The organism is Litorimonas cladophorae, assembly GCF_014652455.1.
GTDB lineage: Bacteria > Pseudomonadota > Alphaproteobacteria > Caulobacterales > Maricaulaceae > Litorimonas > Litorimonas cladophorae.
Genome location: NZ_BMYV01000003.1, coordinates 284,080 through 300,951, shown reverse-complemented (window position 1 = coordinate 300,951; position 16,872 = coordinate 284,080). Strand labels below are relative to the sequence as shown.

Here is a 16,872-nt window from a genome sequence, read left to right as displayed (position 1 = left end):
GAAAGGCGGGTCCCGACATCGCATGCCAAAAAGTGCCGCGGGTCAGCGCCAGCACGACCGCCGTTGCGCCCCAATCCTAAGGTTTGGCGCCAGCCTGCAAATGGTTGACAGTTCTCTCATTTGTCCGTAATGGCCCCGCATTCGCGCAGTTTTAACCCTGCGCTCCGCGCTGTGCAGGATGCAGACGGAGTACCGTGGCCGACGAGTTTCGTTCGCCACGGCATTTTGCGTTGTCCTGTTGAAAGGTAGAAAAAGACTTGTTTGAAGCCCTTGGTGATAAGCTAGGTAATGTATTTGACGGTTTGACCGGGCGCGGTGCGCTCTCAGAATCAGACGTCAATAAAGCCATGCGCGAAATTCGTATTGCGCTGCTGGAAGCCGACGTCGCCCTGCCGGTTGTCAAACAATTTGTCGAAAAAGTCCGAAAAGAAGCTGTTGGTGAAAAGGTCATCAAATCGATCAAGCCGGGCCAAATGGTCGTCAAGATCGTTAATGACGCCCTCATTGATATGCTCGGCGGGACATTGTCCGATGATGATGCTGATAAAGCCGAAGCCGCAAAAGCGAACGCACTAAATCTCGCGGGTCGTCCGCCGGTTGCGATCCTCATGGCGGGTCTTCAGGGTTCAGGTAAAACGACCACGACGGGTAAGCTGGGCCTATATCTTCGCACAGCGTTGAAGAAAAAAGTTCTCTTTGCGTCTCTCGATACCAACCGCCCCGCTGCGATGGATCAACTGGGTATGTTGGCTGAACAAGCCGGGACAGGGTTCTTGCCCATCGTCAAAGGCGAAACCGCGCTACAAATTGCGAAGCGCGCGATGTCCGAAGGTGCCAAGGGCGGTTATGATGTCGTCTTCCTCGATACGGCGGGCCGCACCACAGTCAATGACGAATTGATGGATGAAGTCGAGGCGATCGCGAAAGCGACCAACCCGATTGAAACGCTTCTCGTCGCCGATAGTTTGACAGGCCAAGACGCCGTTGAAACCGCCAACCGGTTTAATGCGCGCCTTCCGCTCACGGGTTTGGTCCTAACGCGGATTGATGGCGATGGTCGCGGTGGCGCTGCGCTGTCAATGCGGGCGGTCACAGGCCTTCCGATCAAATTCCTCGGCACAGGTGAAAAACTCGACGGGCTCGAAGCCTTTGATGCTGAACGTCTTGCGGGCCGAATTTTGGGGCAGGGCGATATTGTTTCCCTCGTTGAAAAAGCCTCACAAGTTATCAATGAGAAAGACGCCGCCCTCGCCGCAGAAAAAATGCGCAAGGGCCAGTTTGATCTGGACGACCTGGCGAAACAACTCGGCCAAATGCAAAAAATGGGCGGCATGGGCGGCCTCATGAAACTCATGCCAGGCATGGGTAAAATGAAGAAACAACTCGATGCCGCAGGCGGCGTCGATGACAAGCTACTGAAGCAGCAACAAGCAATAATCTTGTCGATGACACCGCATGAGCGTCAAAACCCTGGCGTGTTGAAAGCTAGCCGCAAGAAACGTATCGCTGCGGGTTCCGGCATGAGCGTGCAGGAAGTCAATAAGCTGCTGAAAATGCATCGCCAAATGTCGGATATGATGAAGAAAATGTCCAAAGGCGGAATGGCAGGTATGATGCAAGCCATGCAAGGCATGGGCGGCGGCATGGGTGGAATGGGCGGTATGATGCCAGGTTCCAAAGCCAGCCAAGCCGGTCTCGGCGGGGGGCTTCCTGACCCGTCCAAAATGGACCCAGCCCAACTTGAAGCGCTCAAAAAACAAATGGGCGGTATGCCCGGATTACCAAAATTACCTGGACTAGGCGGCGCAAAGCTTCCCGGCCTTGGTGGCGGAGGCCTCCCGGGATTGGGATCGCCCTTCGGAAAAAAGAAATAATTAAACCAGACATTTAATTGAAAAAGACTACGCCTAACAAAACCAAATTTTAGAACTGCCAACCAAAGGAAAACTCTCATGGCTGTTAAACTTCGTCTCGCGCGTCATGGCGCAAAAAAACGCCCTTACTACCGTATCGTTGCCGCTGACGTCCGCGCGCCACGTGATGGCCGCTTCATCGAACAAGTTGGTGCATATAACCCAATGCTTGCAAAAGACGACGAAATGCGCGTCCAATTGGACGTTGAAAAGGTCCAAGCTTGGTTGAAAAAAGGCGCGCGCCCAACAGAGCGCGTTGCACGTTTCCTCGGTGCCGCTGGCCTCTGGGAATGGAAAGCTGGCAATAACCCAGAAAAAGGTAAGCCAGGCGAAAAAGCGCTTGAGCGCATCGAAGAGCGTAAAGAAAAAGCCGAAGCCCGCGCTGCTGCAGAAGCAGAAGCGAAAGAAGCTGCTGCTGAAGCCAAAAAAGCTGCTGATGCCGCTGCAAAGGCTGCTGCTGAAGCACCCGCCGAAGAAGCGCCAGCCGCAGAAGAAACACCTGCTGAAGAGTAGGCCTTTTCTAAAGGCAAATGATCAAGCCGCCTCCTTCGGGGGCGGCTTTTTTTTGGAACGAATTAGGTGGCTCACCCGTATGTTAGGCAGACATTCATCATTACGGAGAGCCAATATGCCCGAGCATTATGTAAGTAATTTAGACGCCGACGCCCGCAAATCCTCAATCAATCTGCTCAAGCCCGCACTGGCCGCAGCGATCGATTTGCAACTTGCCGTCAAACAAGCCCATTGGACCATTAAAGGTCCAAGCTTCATCGGTCTGCACGAGCTGCTCGACGAAGTTGCAACCCGCTCCTATGAGCATTCTGACACGATCGCAGAACGTCTCGTAATCTTGGGCGGCCAGACACATGGCACCACGCAAGAGGTTGCTAAGAACACATGCTTGGAAGCCTATCCTGCAGACATCACAGACCAAAAAGACCATGTCGAAGCCCTGACAAAGCGTTTCATGGATTTCGGTGCGATGTGCCGAGATGGCATTGCTAAAGCTGGTGACAATGGCGATGAAGACACAGCGGATCTATTCACGGAAATTAGCCGTGAAGTCGACAAAGACGCGTGGTTTATTGGCGCCCACAACGCTTAATCCAACTTTATAATTGGCATCAAATTAAGCCCCGTTCCACTTGGTGGGATGGGGCATTTTTTTTAGTGTCATGCATAAATACGCCTTAGGGCGCGGTTTCTAATTTTTGAGCTTAGTTGCTGGTGACCTAACGCCGCCCTTCATCACTAAAAGAGATTTACCCAATGGAAATTGCGAAACAAACACCCTTGAACGCGGTTCTGACCACAGCACGGCGCACCCGTCGCGCCTACATTGGGGCGCATGTGTTGGCTTTCGAATTTGCGCAGAAACGCGCTCAGATGCGTTTGAGCCAATTGAAGACCTTGGGCGAATATCTTGTTGTCAAAGGCGAGACAGTTGAGGCTGACGCAATTGATGCCCTCGATGCCGCTAAAGAAAAAATTGGCGACTTTTTGCCTAAATCCGACGGCCCAATCACTGTAGATGTGAAGCCAACCCGTATTGTCAAAAAAACCAAACCTGCCAAGCGCGCGGATATGGCGACAGATATCACGCCGAAAACAAAGACCAAAAAAACCTCTGCGACAAAACCGAAAGCAGCCCAAGTGAAAACGTTATCTAAGGATAAATACGCTGCTTATGTAGACGGCGCATCTAAATATGATGCGGACCTTAACGCACTCCATATTCAGAAGATTGTCGATCACCTCGGCGTGGCGCTCAGCTCTCGCGACGGGAAATTTGTGGCGTGTACAGATCCGACAGAGCGCGAAACAGTCGCAAAAGCATGGTTATTGAAAAAGCTCGGCGTTGAAGCGGACATGGCGGCTCTGGAGGCCAAAGTTGCGGCTGTTTGCGAGACAATGAAGGTAGACCGCATGAAGTCGCGCGTGACATTTTATTATCTCTTGGCGAAAAACGAAGGTGCGCTGGGCACATTATAATTCTTCGCCACCGTGGGAACTACTTCAGACCTCGAGGGTTATTTAGGTATCGCAACACGGAGATTTAATATGAAGAATGTCGCTAAATGGATCAGCATCGCCGTTATTTCGGCGTCAGCTCTGTCGATGACCGCGTGCAATACGATACAAGGCGCAGGCCAAGATATCGAAAGCACAGGCGAAGCCATCGAAGACGCCGCGAAGTAGTTTCTTCCAGTATTATGAAAAGTCCCGATTTTGCGATCGGGGCTTTTTTCATTTTATGAAATCATGATTCCACGAGGTGGCTCAAAGGCTCCTGCATGGCGGCCCTTAGGTCGGTAATCTGAATAGCTAGGTCGCTATGTGCATCTGCGGAGTAGGTTTCGACCGCACCGGCCGCTGCGTAAAGGGCTTCGATGCGGTGGCACAATTCAGCTGGGTTCCCGCCTGTTAAGACGACGACGTGATGACATCCCAAGGTCTGCCCATTCTGTGCCCGGCACCATCTTTGCGCCGTGCCTGCTAACTTTTGTCCTTTATACAAAAGATTGAAGTCACCGTCGCAGAACGAGCCAGATTTTGCCCCGATCGTCGTCGTTAAACCTATGGCTTCAAAACCACGCATTAGCGCGCCGCACATTTGCTGGTAAAATGCCGTTATTCCAGGGGCGCGGTCGTGCCGTGTAAAGAGCGTGATATTTGCGGTACCCTGACCCTGCGGGACAGCAGTTCCCCCCGTCCCGCGAATTGCCAAAGGTTCGTCTTTAAATCGTTGCAAGTCTAAACGTGCGGCTTCGCGTCGTGATAGAGAGATGGATCGTGCGGGCACCCAGACATAAGCCAAGGGACTGACTTCTCCTGCGCGCATGGCGTTCAGTCGGGCTTCTTCCCAGCTATAATAATCTGCCAGAGATGACCCATCGGGGAGAGGAATGTCCCAGTTCATGGGTAGTTGCGAATAAGCCGAACCGAGGCGAGGTTCAGATTTAGGTGGCGCTGTGACAGATTTTAAATGCATGCCCTATTTACGCACCAAAAGAATGCGGAGAGCATTTTACGTTAAAATAACGCACCTTTGACGCCATCGATAATAAATTGAGCGGCCAATGTAGCCAGCAAAACTCCCAAGACCCGTGTAAGTACATCCGTAAAACTCTTGCCCATTAATTTCATCAATGGGCCTGCGATCAAAAAGGTGACTAATGTAATAATCAGAGTCAGAATGAGAGCGGCGAGAATAGCTAACTGTCCTGCATGCGAAGGATTATCACTCATGAGGATCAGGAGGGTCGCCATCGTGCCCGGCCCAGCAATCATTGGAATGCCCATTGGGAAAACAGAGATATCTTCGGGATCCTCAATCTCCTCCAGCATTTCTTCTGCGCGGTCTTCGCGTGACTCCGTGCGTTTCTCAAACACCATGTTCAAACCAATGATGAACAACATAATTCCGCCTGCAATGCGTAAAGCATCGAGGCTGATACCCAGTTTTCCAAACAGCCATTCGCCCACATAGGCAAAGCCGATCAAAATAATCGCGGCAATGCCTACGGATTTAAACGCCATTTCTCGCTGATGTTTACGGGTTGTACCCTTTGTCAGTGTCGCGAAAATCGGCGCACAGCCGGGCGGGTCAATAATCACAAAAAGCGTCGTGAAGGCGCTTACGAATATGGCGGTTTCGAACATATTAGGCGCTTAGCGGATTGAAGCCCTGTCTCCCACCCCAAAAGACGAAATCATATGCGTATTCCAAATTGAATAACGTCTTGACATTTATCGATTTTCAATAATATGATATGAAAAAGATATCACATTATAGTCAGTGCCAGGCTTACATATGTTGAGAAAATAAATTTAGAGGAGAGAAAAATGGCTGATATTCGAGAAAAAGAAGTCAAATCCGTGAGCGGAATACCGTTCTTATTCCTACTGATCGCTATTGCAGTGGCCGCCGCATTCGCGGTTGTTGGGTTGGATGCCAAATGGCAAAAGTTGATCGTGTTATTTTTAGGGATCGCATGTCTTCTGGTTGGGTTTTCGGGTCTTTATAAAGTCGAGCCTAACCAATCCGCCGTGCTGTCCTTATTTGGGAAATATATCGGGACTGTCCGCACATCAGGCTTACGGTTCAACAACCCCTTCTTTACAAAAAAGAAAATCAGCCTTCGGGTACGCAACTTTGAAAGTGGAAAATTGAAGGTCAATGAGCTGGAAGGCTCCCCGATTGAAATTGCGGCGATTGTCGTCTGGGAGGTCAATGACAGCGCTGAAGCCGTTTTTAACGTCGATGACTACGAAAGCTTTGTTCAAATCCAGTCCGAAGCTGCCATCCGCGCCATGGCGACAAGTTATCCCTATGATCAGAATAGTGATGGCGATATTAGCCTACGGTCCCACCCGAAAGAGATTTCAGATCGCCTACGCGATGAAATTCAAGACCGTCTCGCCAAAGCAGGCATCCATGTTATCGAAGCCCGCATTTCCCATTTGGCCTATTCGCCAGAAATCGCAGGCGCGATGCTACAGCGGCAACAAGCTGGCGCTATTATCGCGGCGCGTAAACTCATTGTCGAAGGGGCTGTCGGCATGGTTGAAGACGCCTTGGAAGCGTTGACGACAAAGGATATTGTCGAGTTAGATGCCGAACGCCGCGCGGCGATGGTGTCCAATCTGTTGGTGGTTCTCTGTTCTGACAAAGCCACCCAGCCGATCGTCAACACTGGCTCCCTCTACTAAAGGTTGTGGCAGAAAAAAAATCATATCCACTGCGGATCAGCGCTCCGGTGCTGGCCGCAATGAAAGCTTGGGCCGCCGATGACTTGCGCTCTCTCAACGGCCAGATTGAATGGGCGCTGCGGGAAGCTTTGCGACATCAGGGCCGACTGAAAACGGAGACAGAAGATGAGTAATGGACGGTGGCAGTATAGAGTCGAAACCGTAAAAGTTTCGGTGTGGACTACAAAATTAAAAAAACAGGATGCTGAAATTCAAGACCGTTTGACGCGTCTAGGCCTCGAAGGGTGGGAACTTGTCACCGCTTTGCCCTATGGTACATCACAACGTCTGTATCTGAAACGCGGGGCCTAAGATGTCTGACAAATGGGAATATAAAATTGTCGAAGGCGGTCAAGGTATGACGGGTGACGGGATTCGAAAAAAGAGCGAAACCATTCTCAATAATTGGGGTCTTCAGGGTTGGGAATGCTACCACGTGAAAACCGATGCCTATCCGAGCGTCTTCTACTTGAAGCGACCAAAGTAACCTTCTTCACTGACCGCAACAGAACTTCAAAGACCCACCTATCTCCGCTGAAGGTTTAAGCCTTCAGCAAGGTTTCCACGGCTTCGATCTGGGCATTAAAGCTAGGGTCATCAGCCCGCAGGGCGTCGATACGTTTGACCGCATGCATAACCGTTGTGTGATCACGCCCACCAAAGCGTCGGCCAATATCGGGCAGGGACCGTTTCGTCAGCTTCTTACACAGATACATCGCAACTTGACGGGGTCGTGCAATGATGCGGGCGCGTCGCTTGCTGACCATATCTGTTGGCGTCACCGAAAAGACTTCGCAGACAGCGCGTTGGATACGATCCACCGTGAGGCGTTGTCCCATCATGTAGCGGGAGTCTGACAGGGTTTCTTGAACGCTTTCCAGCGTGATCGCTGTCCCCAAGAATTCGCTTTGGGCGACGATTTGATTGAAGGCGCCTTCAAGATCACGAGGTGTTGCATTCATCCGCGCGGCCAAATGATCGCGTGCATTTTGCGGAATTGCCAAATCGAGATGTCCACTCGCCCGACGCCGCGCGATAAGGCGGTCCAAGATGCGTAACCGTAGCTCATAGTCCGCTGCGCCAATCTTGCAGACCAGGCCCGAAGACATATAGCTCTTGAGGCGTTCTGAAGCCTTCTCGATTTTATCAGGATGCCGGTCCGCTGCGATGAGGATTTGCTTTCCACTATCGACCAAGCTGACTAGCGTGTGCAGTAGTTCTTCTTGGCTGCCGGGTTTGTCGGCGATGAAGTGGGCATCATCAATGACAAGCAAGTCCACATCACGCAGGCTGGCTTTAAAGGCCGCCATGCCTTCACGACCCTGACCGCGCACGCTGGCGACGAAGGTCGAAACAAAATCTTCCGCTGAGATAAAGCGCATACGCTTCTCAGGGTTTGCATCGCGAATGGCGGTTTCGATGGCATAAAGAAGATGGGTTTTCCCCATGCCGTTGGAACCATGAATAACAATGGGGTTATATTGCGGAGCACGACCTGTGCCAGTTTGGCTGGCGACTTGACGCGCAACGGCCATGGCGAGTTCGTTAGACGCACCCACGACAAAATTTTCAAATGTAAAGCGGTCTCTCGGGCTTTCGCTCGTCTTGGACGGTGCAGGGCGCGTCGCAGCAACTGGGCTGATGGGTGCCGAAGGCTGACCCCGGAGCGCTGGCGCCGGTGCCGCTCGCTCTGATGCCGCTTTCGGACCAGGGATAGCCGCGGTTGAACGGACCGCGGCAGACGGATTGGCGGCGAAGGCTAGGCGACGCGGTGGGTCAACCTGATCATGCTTGTCCCATAGACGTCGCACCGTATCTGCAAATTGTGTTTCGATTTTCGAAGCAATGAAGCGGGTTGGGGCGGAAAGTGTAACGACGCTCTCATCAGCTTGGGTAATATGAAGACGTCCTGTCCAAGACCGGTGGACATTTGGTCCCAAGGCATAAGCTAGATCTGTCTTGACGAGTTTCCACGTGTTGTGGGCTGATTGTAGCGGTGGTTCGCCAGTGTACAGATCAGGTGCTTTCGCTGTCGTCATATTATCTGCAACTCTACCCATGCCAAAACCCTTTGCGAACCTCCCTGAAAATTAAGCCGCACGAAACCTGCGGCTCGAAAAACAGTTCAAGCCCTTGAAACCCTTAGTATATATATGGAATCCCAACATAATGGCTGTCTGGCCAAACTATGCGAGGACGTCCCCTCAGTGATGAGCCTTGCCCCCGCAGTCTCATTCCCTGACCCCTATTAACCAGTCCATTTTCATAGCGTCAACGTGAGAAAATTCGATTCGGAGCCGATTCTATTCTTGACTCAAAAAGAGCATTGAATCGCAACCATTTTTCTCGAAAAAAAAATGCAGAATTTTCTGCCGAATATTTCTTGACTCTCGGCGTGTCGTCGCTTGGTGCAACCTTGTCGATAGGAGAAGGGCCTCTAGCTAAGAATCGGTCGGCAGGACAGCCCGAGCGCCACGCTCTAGGCCCTAGAGGAATGTAAATTTCAGGCATAAAAAAACCGGCCCTGAGGCCGGTCTTTTCAAATATTGTGAAGCGGGGTTCGCTTATGCGATCGCTTTGACGCGCTTGTTCAAGCGGGAAATCTTGCGGCTGGCTGTGTTCTTGTGGAACACGCCTTTGGAAACAGCGCGCATCAGGGCCGGTTCGGCTTGCTGAAGGGCTGCAGTCGCGGCTGTCTTGTCGCCAGCTGTGATCGCTTCTTCGACGCGGCGAAGGAAAGTTCGCACGGATGAACGGCGAGCTTTGTTAACGGCTGTTTTGCGAGCCATTTTACGAACGTTTTTCTTGGCGGAGGACGTATTTGCCATGTGTGTCTCTTTCTACTCGGTCGGCCCATCTGGGGGCTTATCTATCAATACACAAAGCCCGCGCGGTGACGCGGGCTGTGTCAAAATCTGCTGGGCATATATAGGGGCCTAAGCGGTCCGTCAATAGGCTGTGACCCAGAGTGTTCAGTCGTCTGACCTAGCGGTTTTTGAAGTGTGGCTTCCGCTTTTCAGCAAAGGCGGCCATGCCTTCTTTTTGGTCATGGGTTGTGAACATCGACATGAATGTACGACGCTCAAGGCGGATGCCTTGCTCTAGGCTCATTTCAAAGCCTGCATTGATGGTTTCCTTGGTCATCATCGCGATGGGTTGGCTTTGGCTCGCGATCTTAGCGGCCGCTTCCTTGGCTGTTTCCATCAGCTTATCCAAAGGCACAATGCGCGAAACAAGACCTGCGCGCTCGGCTTCTGCAGCGTCCATCATGCGACCCGTTAGGCACAGGTCCATGGCCTTGGATTTCCCGACCGCGCGTAGCAGGCGCTGCGTTCCACCCATGCCTGGCATCACGCCCAGATTAATCTCAGGTTGGCCAAATTTTGCCGTATCAGCGGCAATGATGATATCGCACATCATCGCCAGCTCACAGCCGCCGCCCAGCGCATAGCCAGACACGGCAGCGATGATTGGCTTACGGAAACGTTCCGTCGCCATGTGGAACTGCTCGAAACGGTCGTTTTTATAGAGATCGAGATATTCGTCTTCCATCATCTCTTTGATGTCTGCGCCCGCAGCGAAGGCTTTATCGTGACCCGTCAGGATCACGCAGCCAACCGTATCGTCAGCTTCGAGTTTTGCTAGAGCCGTGGCGAGCTCGCTCATCATCGCAACATTCAATGCGTTCAAAGCTTTGGGGCGGTCCAATTGGATTGTCGCCACAGCGCCGTCACGGGTCACTTCAATATTATCATAGGCCATATGGGAGAGGCTCTCTTTATGTATCAGGCAATTATGTAGCGGGGCGCATAGCGCGATGGCGAGGGAAGCGCAATCGGGAGGTTATGTTGCGTTAAGCTTCAATACGGCGGGTCAGGTTTCTTCATGAGCAACGCGCGCGTGCGGGAGCGTTTGTCCCACCAATAGATGTCGTCCGTCGACTTCATATCAGACACAAGGGTGTAGATTGACCAGATGAAGCCAAAATAGCCTAAGATGACACGCAAAAGATAAAGTGGGGATTTACCTCCGGTCGGAACAATACGGTAGCCAAACAGTCTTTGCCCAAGGGTTGCGCCTGTAAAACGCTGGAGGCTCCAATTATAAATCAGCCAGGTGAGGCCTAAAATCGTTTTAGCAAACCCGTCAAACGCTATGACGCCATTCAAGACTGTGACCGCAGGCCACAAACAAACGTCACGAATAATGAAATGTCAAATAGGGCTGCATACCATCGTCGTAAAAGGGGCGCGGATATTTCGGTGGGTGTCTGTTTTGACAGGCTCACCCCTGACAAGTCCCACAAAAGAACGAACTCCGTCCGCTTTGCACAATGCGTTTGATCGGCGCGTCGCAGGTTTTGCAAGGGTCGCCTTCGCGGCCATAGACGTCAAAACTGTGTTGGAAATACCCGAGTTTGCCGTCTGTATTGCTGAAATCTTTCAGAGAGCTACCGCCGGCTTCAATCGCGGCGCGCAAGACCTCTTTGATATGTCCCGCTAAGGCGTCCGTTTCGGCGACCTTGAGACGGCCTGCGGCGCGGCGGGGGCTGATACCTGTGCGGTAGAGGGCTTCGCAGACATATATATTGCCCAATCCTGCGACGACGCGTTGATCTAGCAGCGCGGCTTTGATTTTGGATTTCTTGCCTTTGAGGGCTTCACGCAAAACAGGGCCGCTGAAACTATTGCCGAGTGGCTCTGGCCCGATATGGTCCAGGCGGTAGGGCTCATCGACTCCGACCAACTCCATAAAACCAAATCGACGCGGGTCGTTAAAGGTCACCGTTGCACCGCTATCCATTTTGAAAACGACGTGATGGTGTTTTGTATTGGCCGCGTGTTCATGGGTGAAGTCTGCTAGCCGATTATCGCCGTCGATAATAAACCGCCCGCTCATGCCGAGGTGCATAAACAGCCGCTCACCTGAAGACAGCTCCGCCTGTAGGAACTTTGCGCGGCGGCTCAGGCGCACAAGGCGCTGCCCTTGGATGCGGGATATAAAGTCATCCCCAAATGGAAACCGCAGGTCGGGACGGTTTAGGGTGACGCGGTCAAACACCGCGCCCTCCATCACAGGCGCAAGTCCGCGCCGTACTGTTTCGACTTCGGGGAGTTCTGGAATAGCTTTAGGCCTTACCTGTGCTCACGGCGACCATGGCGGCGCGCAATGTGCGGTCGCCGATTTTGAAGCCATTTTGCATAACTGTCGCCACATTGCCTTTGTCTTCTGATGACGGAATATTGGCAACGGCTTGATGGACATTCGGGTCAAATTTTGTGCCGACACCCGGAACCGCGGTCACGCCGTGACGCGCCAAGACCGCCATCAGGTTCTTTTCTGTCAGCTCAATACCTTCAACCAAGTTCTTGGCCTTGTCACCCATTTCCGTTTTATCTGTACCCTCAAGACTTTGCAGCGCGCTGGAGAGGTTATCATGAACGGACAGAACGTCATTGGCGAAGCGCTCAATGCCGAAGATGCGCGCGGCCGCGACTTCTTTTTCCGAGCGCCGTTTTACGTTTTCTGCTTCGGCCATAGCGCGTAGGGCTTGGTCTTTAAGCGTCGCAAGCTCCAACTCTAATTCTTCGATACGGGCCACCGCAGCGGCGCCCGCGTCAGGGGCTTGCTCATCGCCATCATGCGGCTCTGTTTCGGGGACGGATTTTCCAGCCGCTTTCAAAATGTCATCTGCAGCCGCTTGGACGGCAGCACGACGTTTGGATGCCGATTTCTCGGACTCGATCTCACCAATCAGATCGTCCCACTCATCTTTAGGGCCATCATTCTCAGCAGGTGTATTGTCAGCCATTGTCATGGGTGTCTCTCTCTTTTGCCGTTCTTTAGACCAAGCACGCCTAGCGGTGAAGCAGGCGACCCAGCAATTGCGCCGTATAATCCATCATCGGAATCACGCGCGCATAGTTTAATCGTGTTGGGCCAATCACGCCCAAAGCTCCCAAAATATTCGACTGTTGATCGCGGTAGGGGGCGATCACAACAGACGAACCCGACAAAGAGAACAAAGGGTTCTCTGAGCCGATAAAAATTTTCACGCCATCGGCATCTTCAGTCCGGTCCATCAGGTCGATCAGCTCTTCCTTACGTTCCAAATCGTCGAATAATTGACGTATGCGCTCCACATCGGTTCGAGCCTCTAAATTGTCAAGTAAGTGGGACTGTCCACGGACAATCAAACTGCGTCTTTGTCGGTCTTCTGGCTCTGACCATTCCGCCAAGCCTTTTTTTATAAGCGTCGCGGCGGCAACATCAATTTGGGCTTCACCTGCGGCGATCTCGGCCAGTACGTCTTCGCGGGCCTCGGATAAGCGGCGGCCTTTCAGGCGTGCTGATAGGAAATTGCCGGCGCGTTCCAAGCTGCTGGGTAAAAGGCCCGCTGGACGCGCCATGATGCGGTTTTCCACTGCGCCGTCTTCATGGACCAGCACGACCAATGCTTGATCGCCATCCAGATTGACAAATTCGACATGGCGGAGGGCGCGTTCCTGCGTGCCAGAAAGCGGGGCCAGCACCAAACCTGCGCCGCCCGTCAGCCCTGCCAGCATGGCGGAGGCATTCTGCATCAAGGCTTCGGGGTCTTGACCCGCTGCGGCGAGTTTGGCTTCCACCGTATTCCGTTCGGCTTTGCCGATATCGCCAATTTCCAGCAAACCATCCACAAAGAGGCGCAATCCTGCTTGCGTCGGCACACGTCCCGCGCTGGCATGGGCGCTGGTAAGCAGGCCGTATCGCGACAGCTCCGCCATAACAGAACGTATCGTGGCGGGAGACAAAGACCGTCCGCCCGATAAAGCCAAAGTCTTGGATCCGACAGGCAATCCTGTCTCCAAATAACCTTCGACAACGTCACGGAAAATGTCCCGTGCGCGCATATCCATATCCGCCAGAGAAAAGGACGGTGCAAATGTGGAAGGGTTCGACATCGCCCCTTATTTGTGGGCAAGACGACAGGGTTTCAATCCCTTTGGTCGCATATTCTCGGACAAAAAAGGCGCGCCGTTTCCGGCACGCCTCTGTGTAAAACTAGTACGTATTCAATACCTGGGGAGGTTTAGAAGAATTTCTTCGCCATGCCCGCCAAACCGCCGAGGCCGCCAACGGAGTCCAAGAGTTTCCCGCCGCTGCTGGCTTGATCAATCAGCTGTGGAAGCGCGTCTTTGAGACCGTTCAGAAGGGAGCCCTCATCGGTTCCAAGTTGGGCTGCAGCTTGTGCAACTTGCTGTCCGCCTAGAACCTCTTTGAGTTGATCAGCCGATACAGGCGCGTTCGCGCCGTCGCCCAACCAGGACGACGCTACATCGCCAAGACCTTTTTCTTTGAAGCTACCCAAGAGGCTACCGATGTCGACCTTGTCGCCACTGCCGAGAAGGTTATCCATCACGCCGCCGATGGCTGCGCTATCGCCGCCAATTTTTTCAGCCAGCATACCTTTTGCAAGATTCATAAAGTCCATGTTCATATCTTTCAGTTCGGGGTGAGGCAGATGTTCGACCTCGATTAATCTTAACCCGTATGTCCTCTTAAACCATCATAGCTGAACGTAACCCAACTGACGGGATGACGTCGTGGCGTGAACCCTCTAAGATGGGCTCAGACGCTCTTTTAGGAATTAAACCCATCGCTAAAGCCGCCAAAAAACGAACTGCGAAACCCGCGATTAAAGAGACAGACCTCTACGGTCCAGTGAAGGCCCATTTCGAAGCCCAAGGATATCAAGTCAAAGGGGAAGTGGGCGCTGCGGACATGGTGGCATTGCTACCCTGTGCCGACCCGTTGGCCAAAGACGCGCCTGACCCAATTATTATCGAGTTAAAGACAGGCTTCACGCTCTCCCTTTTTCATCAGGCGATTAACCGTCAGTCCATGACCGACCAAGTCTATATTGCTGTGCCGCGCAAAACGGGGAAAGCTGCATTGGTCGCGATCCGCCGAAACAAAATGCTCTGCCGTCGTTTGGGGATCGGTTTAATAACCGTCCGTCTTTCCGACGGAGCGATTACGGTTCACTGTGACCCTGCACCCTTTACGCCGCGAAAGATCAAAGCCCGTAAGACGAAGCTCATCTCCGAGTTTGAAAACCGCCATGGTGATCCCAATACTGGCGGCATGACGTCATCCGGCATGATGACATCTTACCGTCAAGGCGCGCTTCGCTGCGCCAAAGTTTTGCACGATGAAGGGGCTTGTAAAGCAGCTTATGTTGCGAAAATGGCAGGCTTTGAGAAAGCCCGAAATTGTATGGCGTCGAACCATTATGGCTGGTTCGAAAAAATAGACCGCGGCGTCTATGGCCTCACACCCGAAGGCGCAAAGGCGCTGGAAGGCTTTGCGGATGAAGTCGCGTCGATGATGTAGCGCGTGATTGATTGGATAAGATTAATCTGCATCTGATCATGGTCATATGATCTCAGCCATGTACCGTTGCTTATACTCTTGAGCGCGCGAATATATGTGTGTCGTTCGGATCTCCCATCTCGCCTTTTGGTCGGCGAGTTGGTTTGACATTAAATTCATGTCTGTGTTGTCAGGCCTTCTCTGGAATGGCGATCGCAAGGCTTTAAGGTAAAGAATGACACGCGATGGGCTGCACCTCTCTGGCAATATTGGACCGAGCCGTGACATAGACCGTTCTGGTTCTAATCTCGCGTCTTTCTGGTTGCGGGTGCTGTTGATGATCAGCGTCGCGTTTATGGCCGTTCCCGCTTCGGCGGCGGGAATTGACGAAGCGATCAATGCAAACGTCCAACCCATCACGGACAAGCTGTCGGCTTTCATTTTCTATTCTGTGCGCATTGGGACGGCGGATGTGCCGCTGATCGTATGTTGGCTGATCTTTGGGGCGGTGTTTTTCACTGGCTATCTCGGCTTTATCAATGTGCGCGGCTTCAAACATGCGGTGAATATTGTCCGAGGAAAATTCGCAGACCCTCTGCATGAGGGCGAAATTTCGCATTTCCAAGCCTTGACCGCCGCTGTGTCGGGAACGGTAGGAATTGGGAATATCGCGGGTGTTGCGATTACGGTTTCTGCCGGTGGCCCAGGCGCGATTTTCTGGCTGATCGTCGCAGGTCTGATCGGGATGACGACGAAATTTGTGGAATGTACCTTGGGCGTTAAATATCGCCAGAAGAACGCCGATGGCAGTGTGTCGGGCGGTCCGATGTATTATTTAAAACATGGCCTCGCCAAACGCGGCATGACAGGTTTCGGCAAATTCCTCGGCATGTTCTACGCGATCAGTATTGTGATCGGCTGTCTCGGCATTGGCAACATGTTCCAATCCAACCAAGCCTATGTGCAGCTCCTGCAAGTTACAGGTGGAGAGGCGGGCGCCCTCGCTGACAAAGGCTGGCTCGTGGGTTTGATCTTGGCCGTGGTTGTCGGCGCGATCGTCATTGGCGGTATTAAATCTATCGCCAGGGTCACCGTGCGCCTCGTGCCCTTTATGATCCTGCTCTATATTATCGGCGCGATTATTGTGATCGCCATGAACGGTGCGCGCGTACCCGCCGCGATCGCCTCTATTTTCGTCGGGGCTTTTACGATGAAAGGTGTTACAGGAGGCGTCTTGGGCATCATGATCATCGGGTTCCAACGGGCTGCCTTCTCTAACGAAGCGGGCATCGGCTCGGCCGCGATTGCCCATTCCGCCGTGAAGACAAATGAGCCGCTAACAGAAGGTTTTGTTTCCTTGCTAGAGCCTTTCATCGACACCGTCGTGATTTGCACGCTGACGGGTCTCGTCCTTTTGACGGCCTTCCCGACGGACTATCTCATGGGCGGGGGTGTCGCGGGAATTGAGCTGACATCTTCGGCTTTCGAAAATTCGATCCCTTGGTCGCCTGTGCCGCTGTCTTTCGCTGCGATCATGTTCGCCTTCTCGACCATGCTGGCCTGGGCCTATTACGGGACGAAAGCGTGGACCTATATTTTTGGCCAGTCCAAAAACAAGGAACGCGTCTTTAGTTTCATTTTCTGTATCTTCATCGTCATCGGTGCGGCCGTAAAACTCGAAGCGATTTTGGATTTTGCGGATGCTCTGATCTTTGTCATGGCGATCCCAAATCTCATCGGGCTTTATATTATGGCCCCCGAAGTCAAAGCGGATTTGAAAGTCTATTGGGACGCGAAAGACAAAGCGCAAAAGATCGCGCGAGAGAACACGGCCGCCTAACGCTAAATTGAT

General features: G+C 52.6%; 21 protein-coding genes. 11 read left to right on the top strand and 10 right to left on the bottom strand.

All coding sequences use genetic code 11. From position 1 onward, the window contains the following. Nucleotides 1-257: 257 nt before the first annotated feature. The 5 genes from ffh (at nucleotide 258) to IE073_RS13235 (ending at nucleotide 4,112) form a co-directional block, all read left to right on the top strand. Complete coding sequence (ffh, locus tag IE073_RS13255; RefSeq protein ID WP_189586984.1) at nucleotides 258-1,874, top strand: signal recognition particle protein; 1,617 nt, start codon at nucleotides 258-260, stop codon at nucleotides 1,872-1,874. Between the two features lie 78 nt (nucleotides 1,875-1,952). Further along, on the top strand, nucleotides 1,953-2,426 hold the full coding sequence (rpsP, locus tag IE073_RS14250; RefSeq protein ID WP_189586982.1) for a 30S ribosomal protein S16: 474 nt from the start codon (nucleotides 1,953-1,955) through the stop codon (nucleotides 2,424-2,426). A 115-nt stretch (nucleotides 2,427-2,541) separates the two neighbouring features. Next, entirely contained in the window at nucleotides 2,542-3,018 is a 477-nt protein-coding gene (gene dps, locus IE073_RS13245; RefSeq protein ID WP_189586981.1) for a DNA starvation/stationary phase protection protein Dps, read from the top strand. Between the two features lie 164 nt (nucleotides 3,019-3,182). After that, a complete protein-coding gene (locus IE073_RS14185; protein WP_233350097.1) occupies nucleotides 3,183-3,905 on the top strand; it encodes a DUF2853 family protein in 723 nt (240 codons plus the stop codon). Nucleotides 3,906-3,974: 69 nt separating this feature from the next. Then, nucleotides 3,975-4,112, top strand: a complete 138-nt coding sequence (locus IE073_RS13235; RefSeq protein ID WP_189586979.1) for an entericidin A/B family lipoprotein — start codon at nucleotides 3,975-3,977, stop codon at nucleotides 4,110-4,112. Nucleotides 4,113-4,173: 61 nt separating this feature from the next. Here the strand turns inward: IE073_RS13235 and IE073_RS13230 are convergent, their stop codons facing one another. After that, nucleotides 4,174-4,905: a lipoyl protein ligase domain-containing protein gene (locus IE073_RS13230; RefSeq protein ID WP_189586977.1), complete on the bottom strand. Its 732-nt coding sequence runs from the start codon at nucleotides 4,903-4,905 to the stop codon at nucleotides 4,174-4,176. A 41-nt stretch (nucleotides 4,906-4,946) separates the two neighbouring features. Continuing rightward, on the bottom strand, nucleotides 4,947-5,576 hold the full coding sequence (locus tag IE073_RS13225) for a MarC family protein (protein ID WP_189586975.1): 630 nt from the start codon (nucleotides 5,574-5,576) through the stop codon (nucleotides 4,947-4,949). A 192-nt stretch (nucleotides 5,577-5,768) separates the two neighbouring features. On the opposite strand from IE073_RS13225, the gene IE073_RS13220 reads away from it, so the two are divergent. From IE073_RS13220 to IE073_RS13210, 4 genes are read left to right on the top strand one after another with little or no spacing between them, the layout of a single operon-like run. Then, nucleotides 5,769-6,626: an SPFH domain-containing protein gene (locus tag IE073_RS13220; RefSeq protein WP_189587124.1), complete on the top strand. Its 858-nt coding sequence runs from the start codon at nucleotides 5,769-5,771 to the stop codon at nucleotides 6,624-6,626. 5 nt (nucleotides 6,627-6,631) lie between these two features. Next, complete coding sequence (locus IE073_RS13215; protein ID WP_189586972.1) at nucleotides 6,632-6,799, top strand: type II toxin-antitoxin system antitoxin; 168 nt, start codon at nucleotides 6,632-6,634, stop codon at nucleotides 6,797-6,799. Next, nucleotides 6,792-6,977, top strand: a complete 186-nt coding sequence (locus tag IE073_RS14180; protein ID WP_233350095.1) for a hypothetical protein — start codon at nucleotides 6,792-6,794, stop codon at nucleotides 6,975-6,977. Before IE073_RS13215 ends, IE073_RS14180 begins: the two co-directional genes overlap by 8 nt. Before the next feature lies 1 nt (nucleotide 6,978). Beyond that, complete coding sequence (locus IE073_RS13210) at nucleotides 6,979-7,152, top strand: DUF4177 domain-containing protein (protein ID WP_189586970.1); 174 nt, start codon at nucleotides 6,979-6,981, stop codon at nucleotides 7,150-7,152. Nucleotides 7,153-7,207: 55 nt separating this feature from the next. Here IE073_RS13210 and dnaA read toward each other — a convergent pair whose 3' ends face one another. The 8 genes from dnaA to IE073_RS13170 all read right to left on the bottom strand — a co-directional run bounded on the left by dnaA (nucleotide 7,208) and on the right by IE073_RS13170 (nucleotide 14,139). Next, on the bottom strand, nucleotides 7,208-8,725 hold the full coding sequence (gene dnaA / locus IE073_RS13205) for a chromosomal replication initiator protein DnaA (protein WP_189586968.1): 1,518 nt from the start codon (nucleotides 8,723-8,725) through the stop codon (nucleotides 7,208-7,210). A 504-nt stretch (nucleotides 8,726-9,229) separates the two neighbouring features. Continuing rightward, nucleotides 9,230-9,493: a 30S ribosomal protein S20 gene (gene rpsT, locus IE073_RS13200; protein WP_189586966.1), complete on the bottom strand. Its 264-nt coding sequence runs from the start codon at nucleotides 9,491-9,493 to the stop codon at nucleotides 9,230-9,232. A gap of 157 nt (nucleotides 9,494-9,650) precedes the next feature. Further along, nucleotides 9,651-10,427, bottom strand: coding sequence for an enoyl-CoA hydratase (locus tag IE073_RS13195; protein ID WP_189586964.1), 777 nt, complete (start codon nucleotides 10,425-10,427; stop codon nucleotides 9,651-9,653). Between the two features lie 98 nt (nucleotides 10,428-10,525). Continuing rightward, nucleotides 10,526-10,834 carry an RDD family protein gene (locus IE073_RS13190; RefSeq protein ID WP_189586962.1) on the bottom strand — a complete coding sequence of 103 codons (309 nt, stop codon included), beginning with the start codon at nucleotides 10,832-10,834 and terminating at the stop codon, nucleotides 10,526-10,528. A 115-nt stretch (nucleotides 10,835-10,949) separates the two neighbouring features. After that, the gene (mutM, locus tag IE073_RS13185; RefSeq protein WP_189587123.1) at nucleotides 10,950-11,789 is read right to left on the bottom strand and encodes a bifunctional DNA-formamidopyrimidine glycosylase/DNA-(apurinic or apyrimidinic site) lyase; all 840 of its coding nucleotides are present in this window, start codon (nucleotides 11,787-11,789) and stop codon (nucleotides 10,950-10,952) included. A 4-nt stretch (nucleotides 11,790-11,793) separates the two neighbouring features. Next, nucleotides 11,794-12,483, bottom strand: a complete 690-nt coding sequence (locus IE073_RS13180; RefSeq protein ID WP_233350094.1) for a nucleotide exchange factor GrpE — start codon at nucleotides 12,481-12,483, stop codon at nucleotides 11,794-11,796. Between the two features lie 40 nt (nucleotides 12,484-12,523). Beyond that, on the bottom strand, nucleotides 12,524-13,609 hold the full coding sequence (gene hrcA, locus IE073_RS13175) for a heat-inducible transcriptional repressor HrcA (RefSeq protein ID WP_189586960.1): 1,086 nt from the start codon (nucleotides 13,607-13,609) through the stop codon (nucleotides 12,524-12,526). A gap of 128 nt (nucleotides 13,610-13,737) precedes the next feature. After that, a complete protein-coding gene (locus tag IE073_RS13170) occupies nucleotides 13,738-14,139 on the bottom strand; it encodes a YidB family protein (protein ID WP_189586958.1) in 402 nt (133 codons plus the stop codon). A gap of 131 nt (nucleotides 14,140-14,270) precedes the next feature. On the opposite strand from IE073_RS13170, the gene IE073_RS13165 reads away from it, so the two are divergent. After that, nucleotides 14,271-15,041 carry a DUF2161 domain-containing phosphodiesterase gene (locus tag IE073_RS13165; protein WP_189586956.1) on the top strand — a complete coding sequence of 257 codons (771 nt, stop codon included), beginning with the start codon at nucleotides 14,271-14,273 and terminating at the stop codon, nucleotides 15,039-15,041. A 316-nt stretch (nucleotides 15,042-15,357) separates the two neighbouring features. Continuing rightward, on the top strand, nucleotides 15,358-16,860 hold the full coding sequence (locus IE073_RS13160; protein ID WP_189587121.1) for an alanine/glycine:cation symporter family protein: 1,503 nt from the start codon (nucleotides 15,358-15,360) through the stop codon (nucleotides 16,858-16,860). Nucleotides 16,861-16,872 lie beyond the last annotated feature (12 nt).

Bases quoted from the DNA above. Each gene is read 5' to 3' on its own strand.
- rpsP (WP_189586982.1), top strand. From the start codon at position 1,953: ATGGCTGTTAAACTTCGTCTCGCGCGTCATGGCGCAAAAAAACGCCCT.
- dps (WP_189586981.1), top strand. From the start codon at position 2,542: ATGCCCGAGCATTATGTAAGTAATTTAGACGCCGACGCCCGCAAATCC.
- IE073_RS14185 (WP_233350097.1), top strand. From the start codon at position 3,183: ATGGAAATTGCGAAACAAACACCCTTGAACGCGGTTCTGACCACAGCA.
- IE073_RS13235 (WP_189586979.1), top strand. From the start codon at position 3,975: ATGAAGAATGTCGCTAAATGGATCAGCATCGCCGTTATTTCGGCGTCA.
- IE073_RS13230 (WP_189586977.1), bottom strand. From the start codon at position 4,905: ATGCATTTAAAATCTGTCACAGCGCCACCTAAATCTGAACCTCGCCTC.
- IE073_RS13225 (WP_189586975.1), bottom strand. From the start codon at position 5,576: ATGTTCGAAACCGCCATATTCGTAAGCGCCTTCACGACGCTTTTTGTG.
- IE073_RS14180 (WP_233350095.1), top strand. From the start codon at position 6,792: ATGAGTAATGGACGGTGGCAGTATAGAGTCGAAACCGTAAAAGTTTCG.
- IE073_RS13210 (WP_189586970.1), top strand. From the start codon at position 6,979: ATGTCTGACAAATGGGAATATAAAATTGTCGAAGGCGGTCAAGGTATG.
- dnaA (WP_189586968.1), bottom strand. From the start codon at position 8,725: ATGGGTAGAGTTGCAGATAATATGACGACAGCGAAAGCACCTGATCTG.
- rpsT (WP_189586966.1), bottom strand. From the start codon at position 9,493: ATGGCAAATACGTCCTCCGCCAAGAAAAACGTTCGTAAAATGGCTCGC.
- IE073_RS13195 (WP_189586964.1), bottom strand. From the start codon at position 10,427: ATGGCCTATGATAATATTGAAGTGACCCGTGACGGCGCTGTGGCGACA.
- IE073_RS13180 (WP_233350094.1), bottom strand. From the start codon at position 12,483: ATGACAATGGCTGACAATACACCTGCTGAGAATGATGGCCCTAAAGAT.
- hrcA (WP_189586960.1), bottom strand. From the start codon at position 13,609: ATGTCGAACCCTTCCACATTTGCACCGTCCTTTTCTCTGGCGGATATG.
- IE073_RS13170 (WP_189586958.1), bottom strand. From the start codon at position 14,139: ATGGACTTTATGAATCTTGCAAAAGGTATGCTGGCTGAAAAAATTGGC.
- IE073_RS13165 (WP_189586956.1), top strand. From the start codon at position 14,271: ATGGGCTCAGACGCTCTTTTAGGAATTAAACCCATCGCTAAAGCCGCC.
- IE073_RS13160 (WP_189587121.1), top strand. From the start codon at position 15,358: ATGATCAGCGTCGCGTTTATGGCCGTTCCCGCTTCGGCGGCGGGAATT.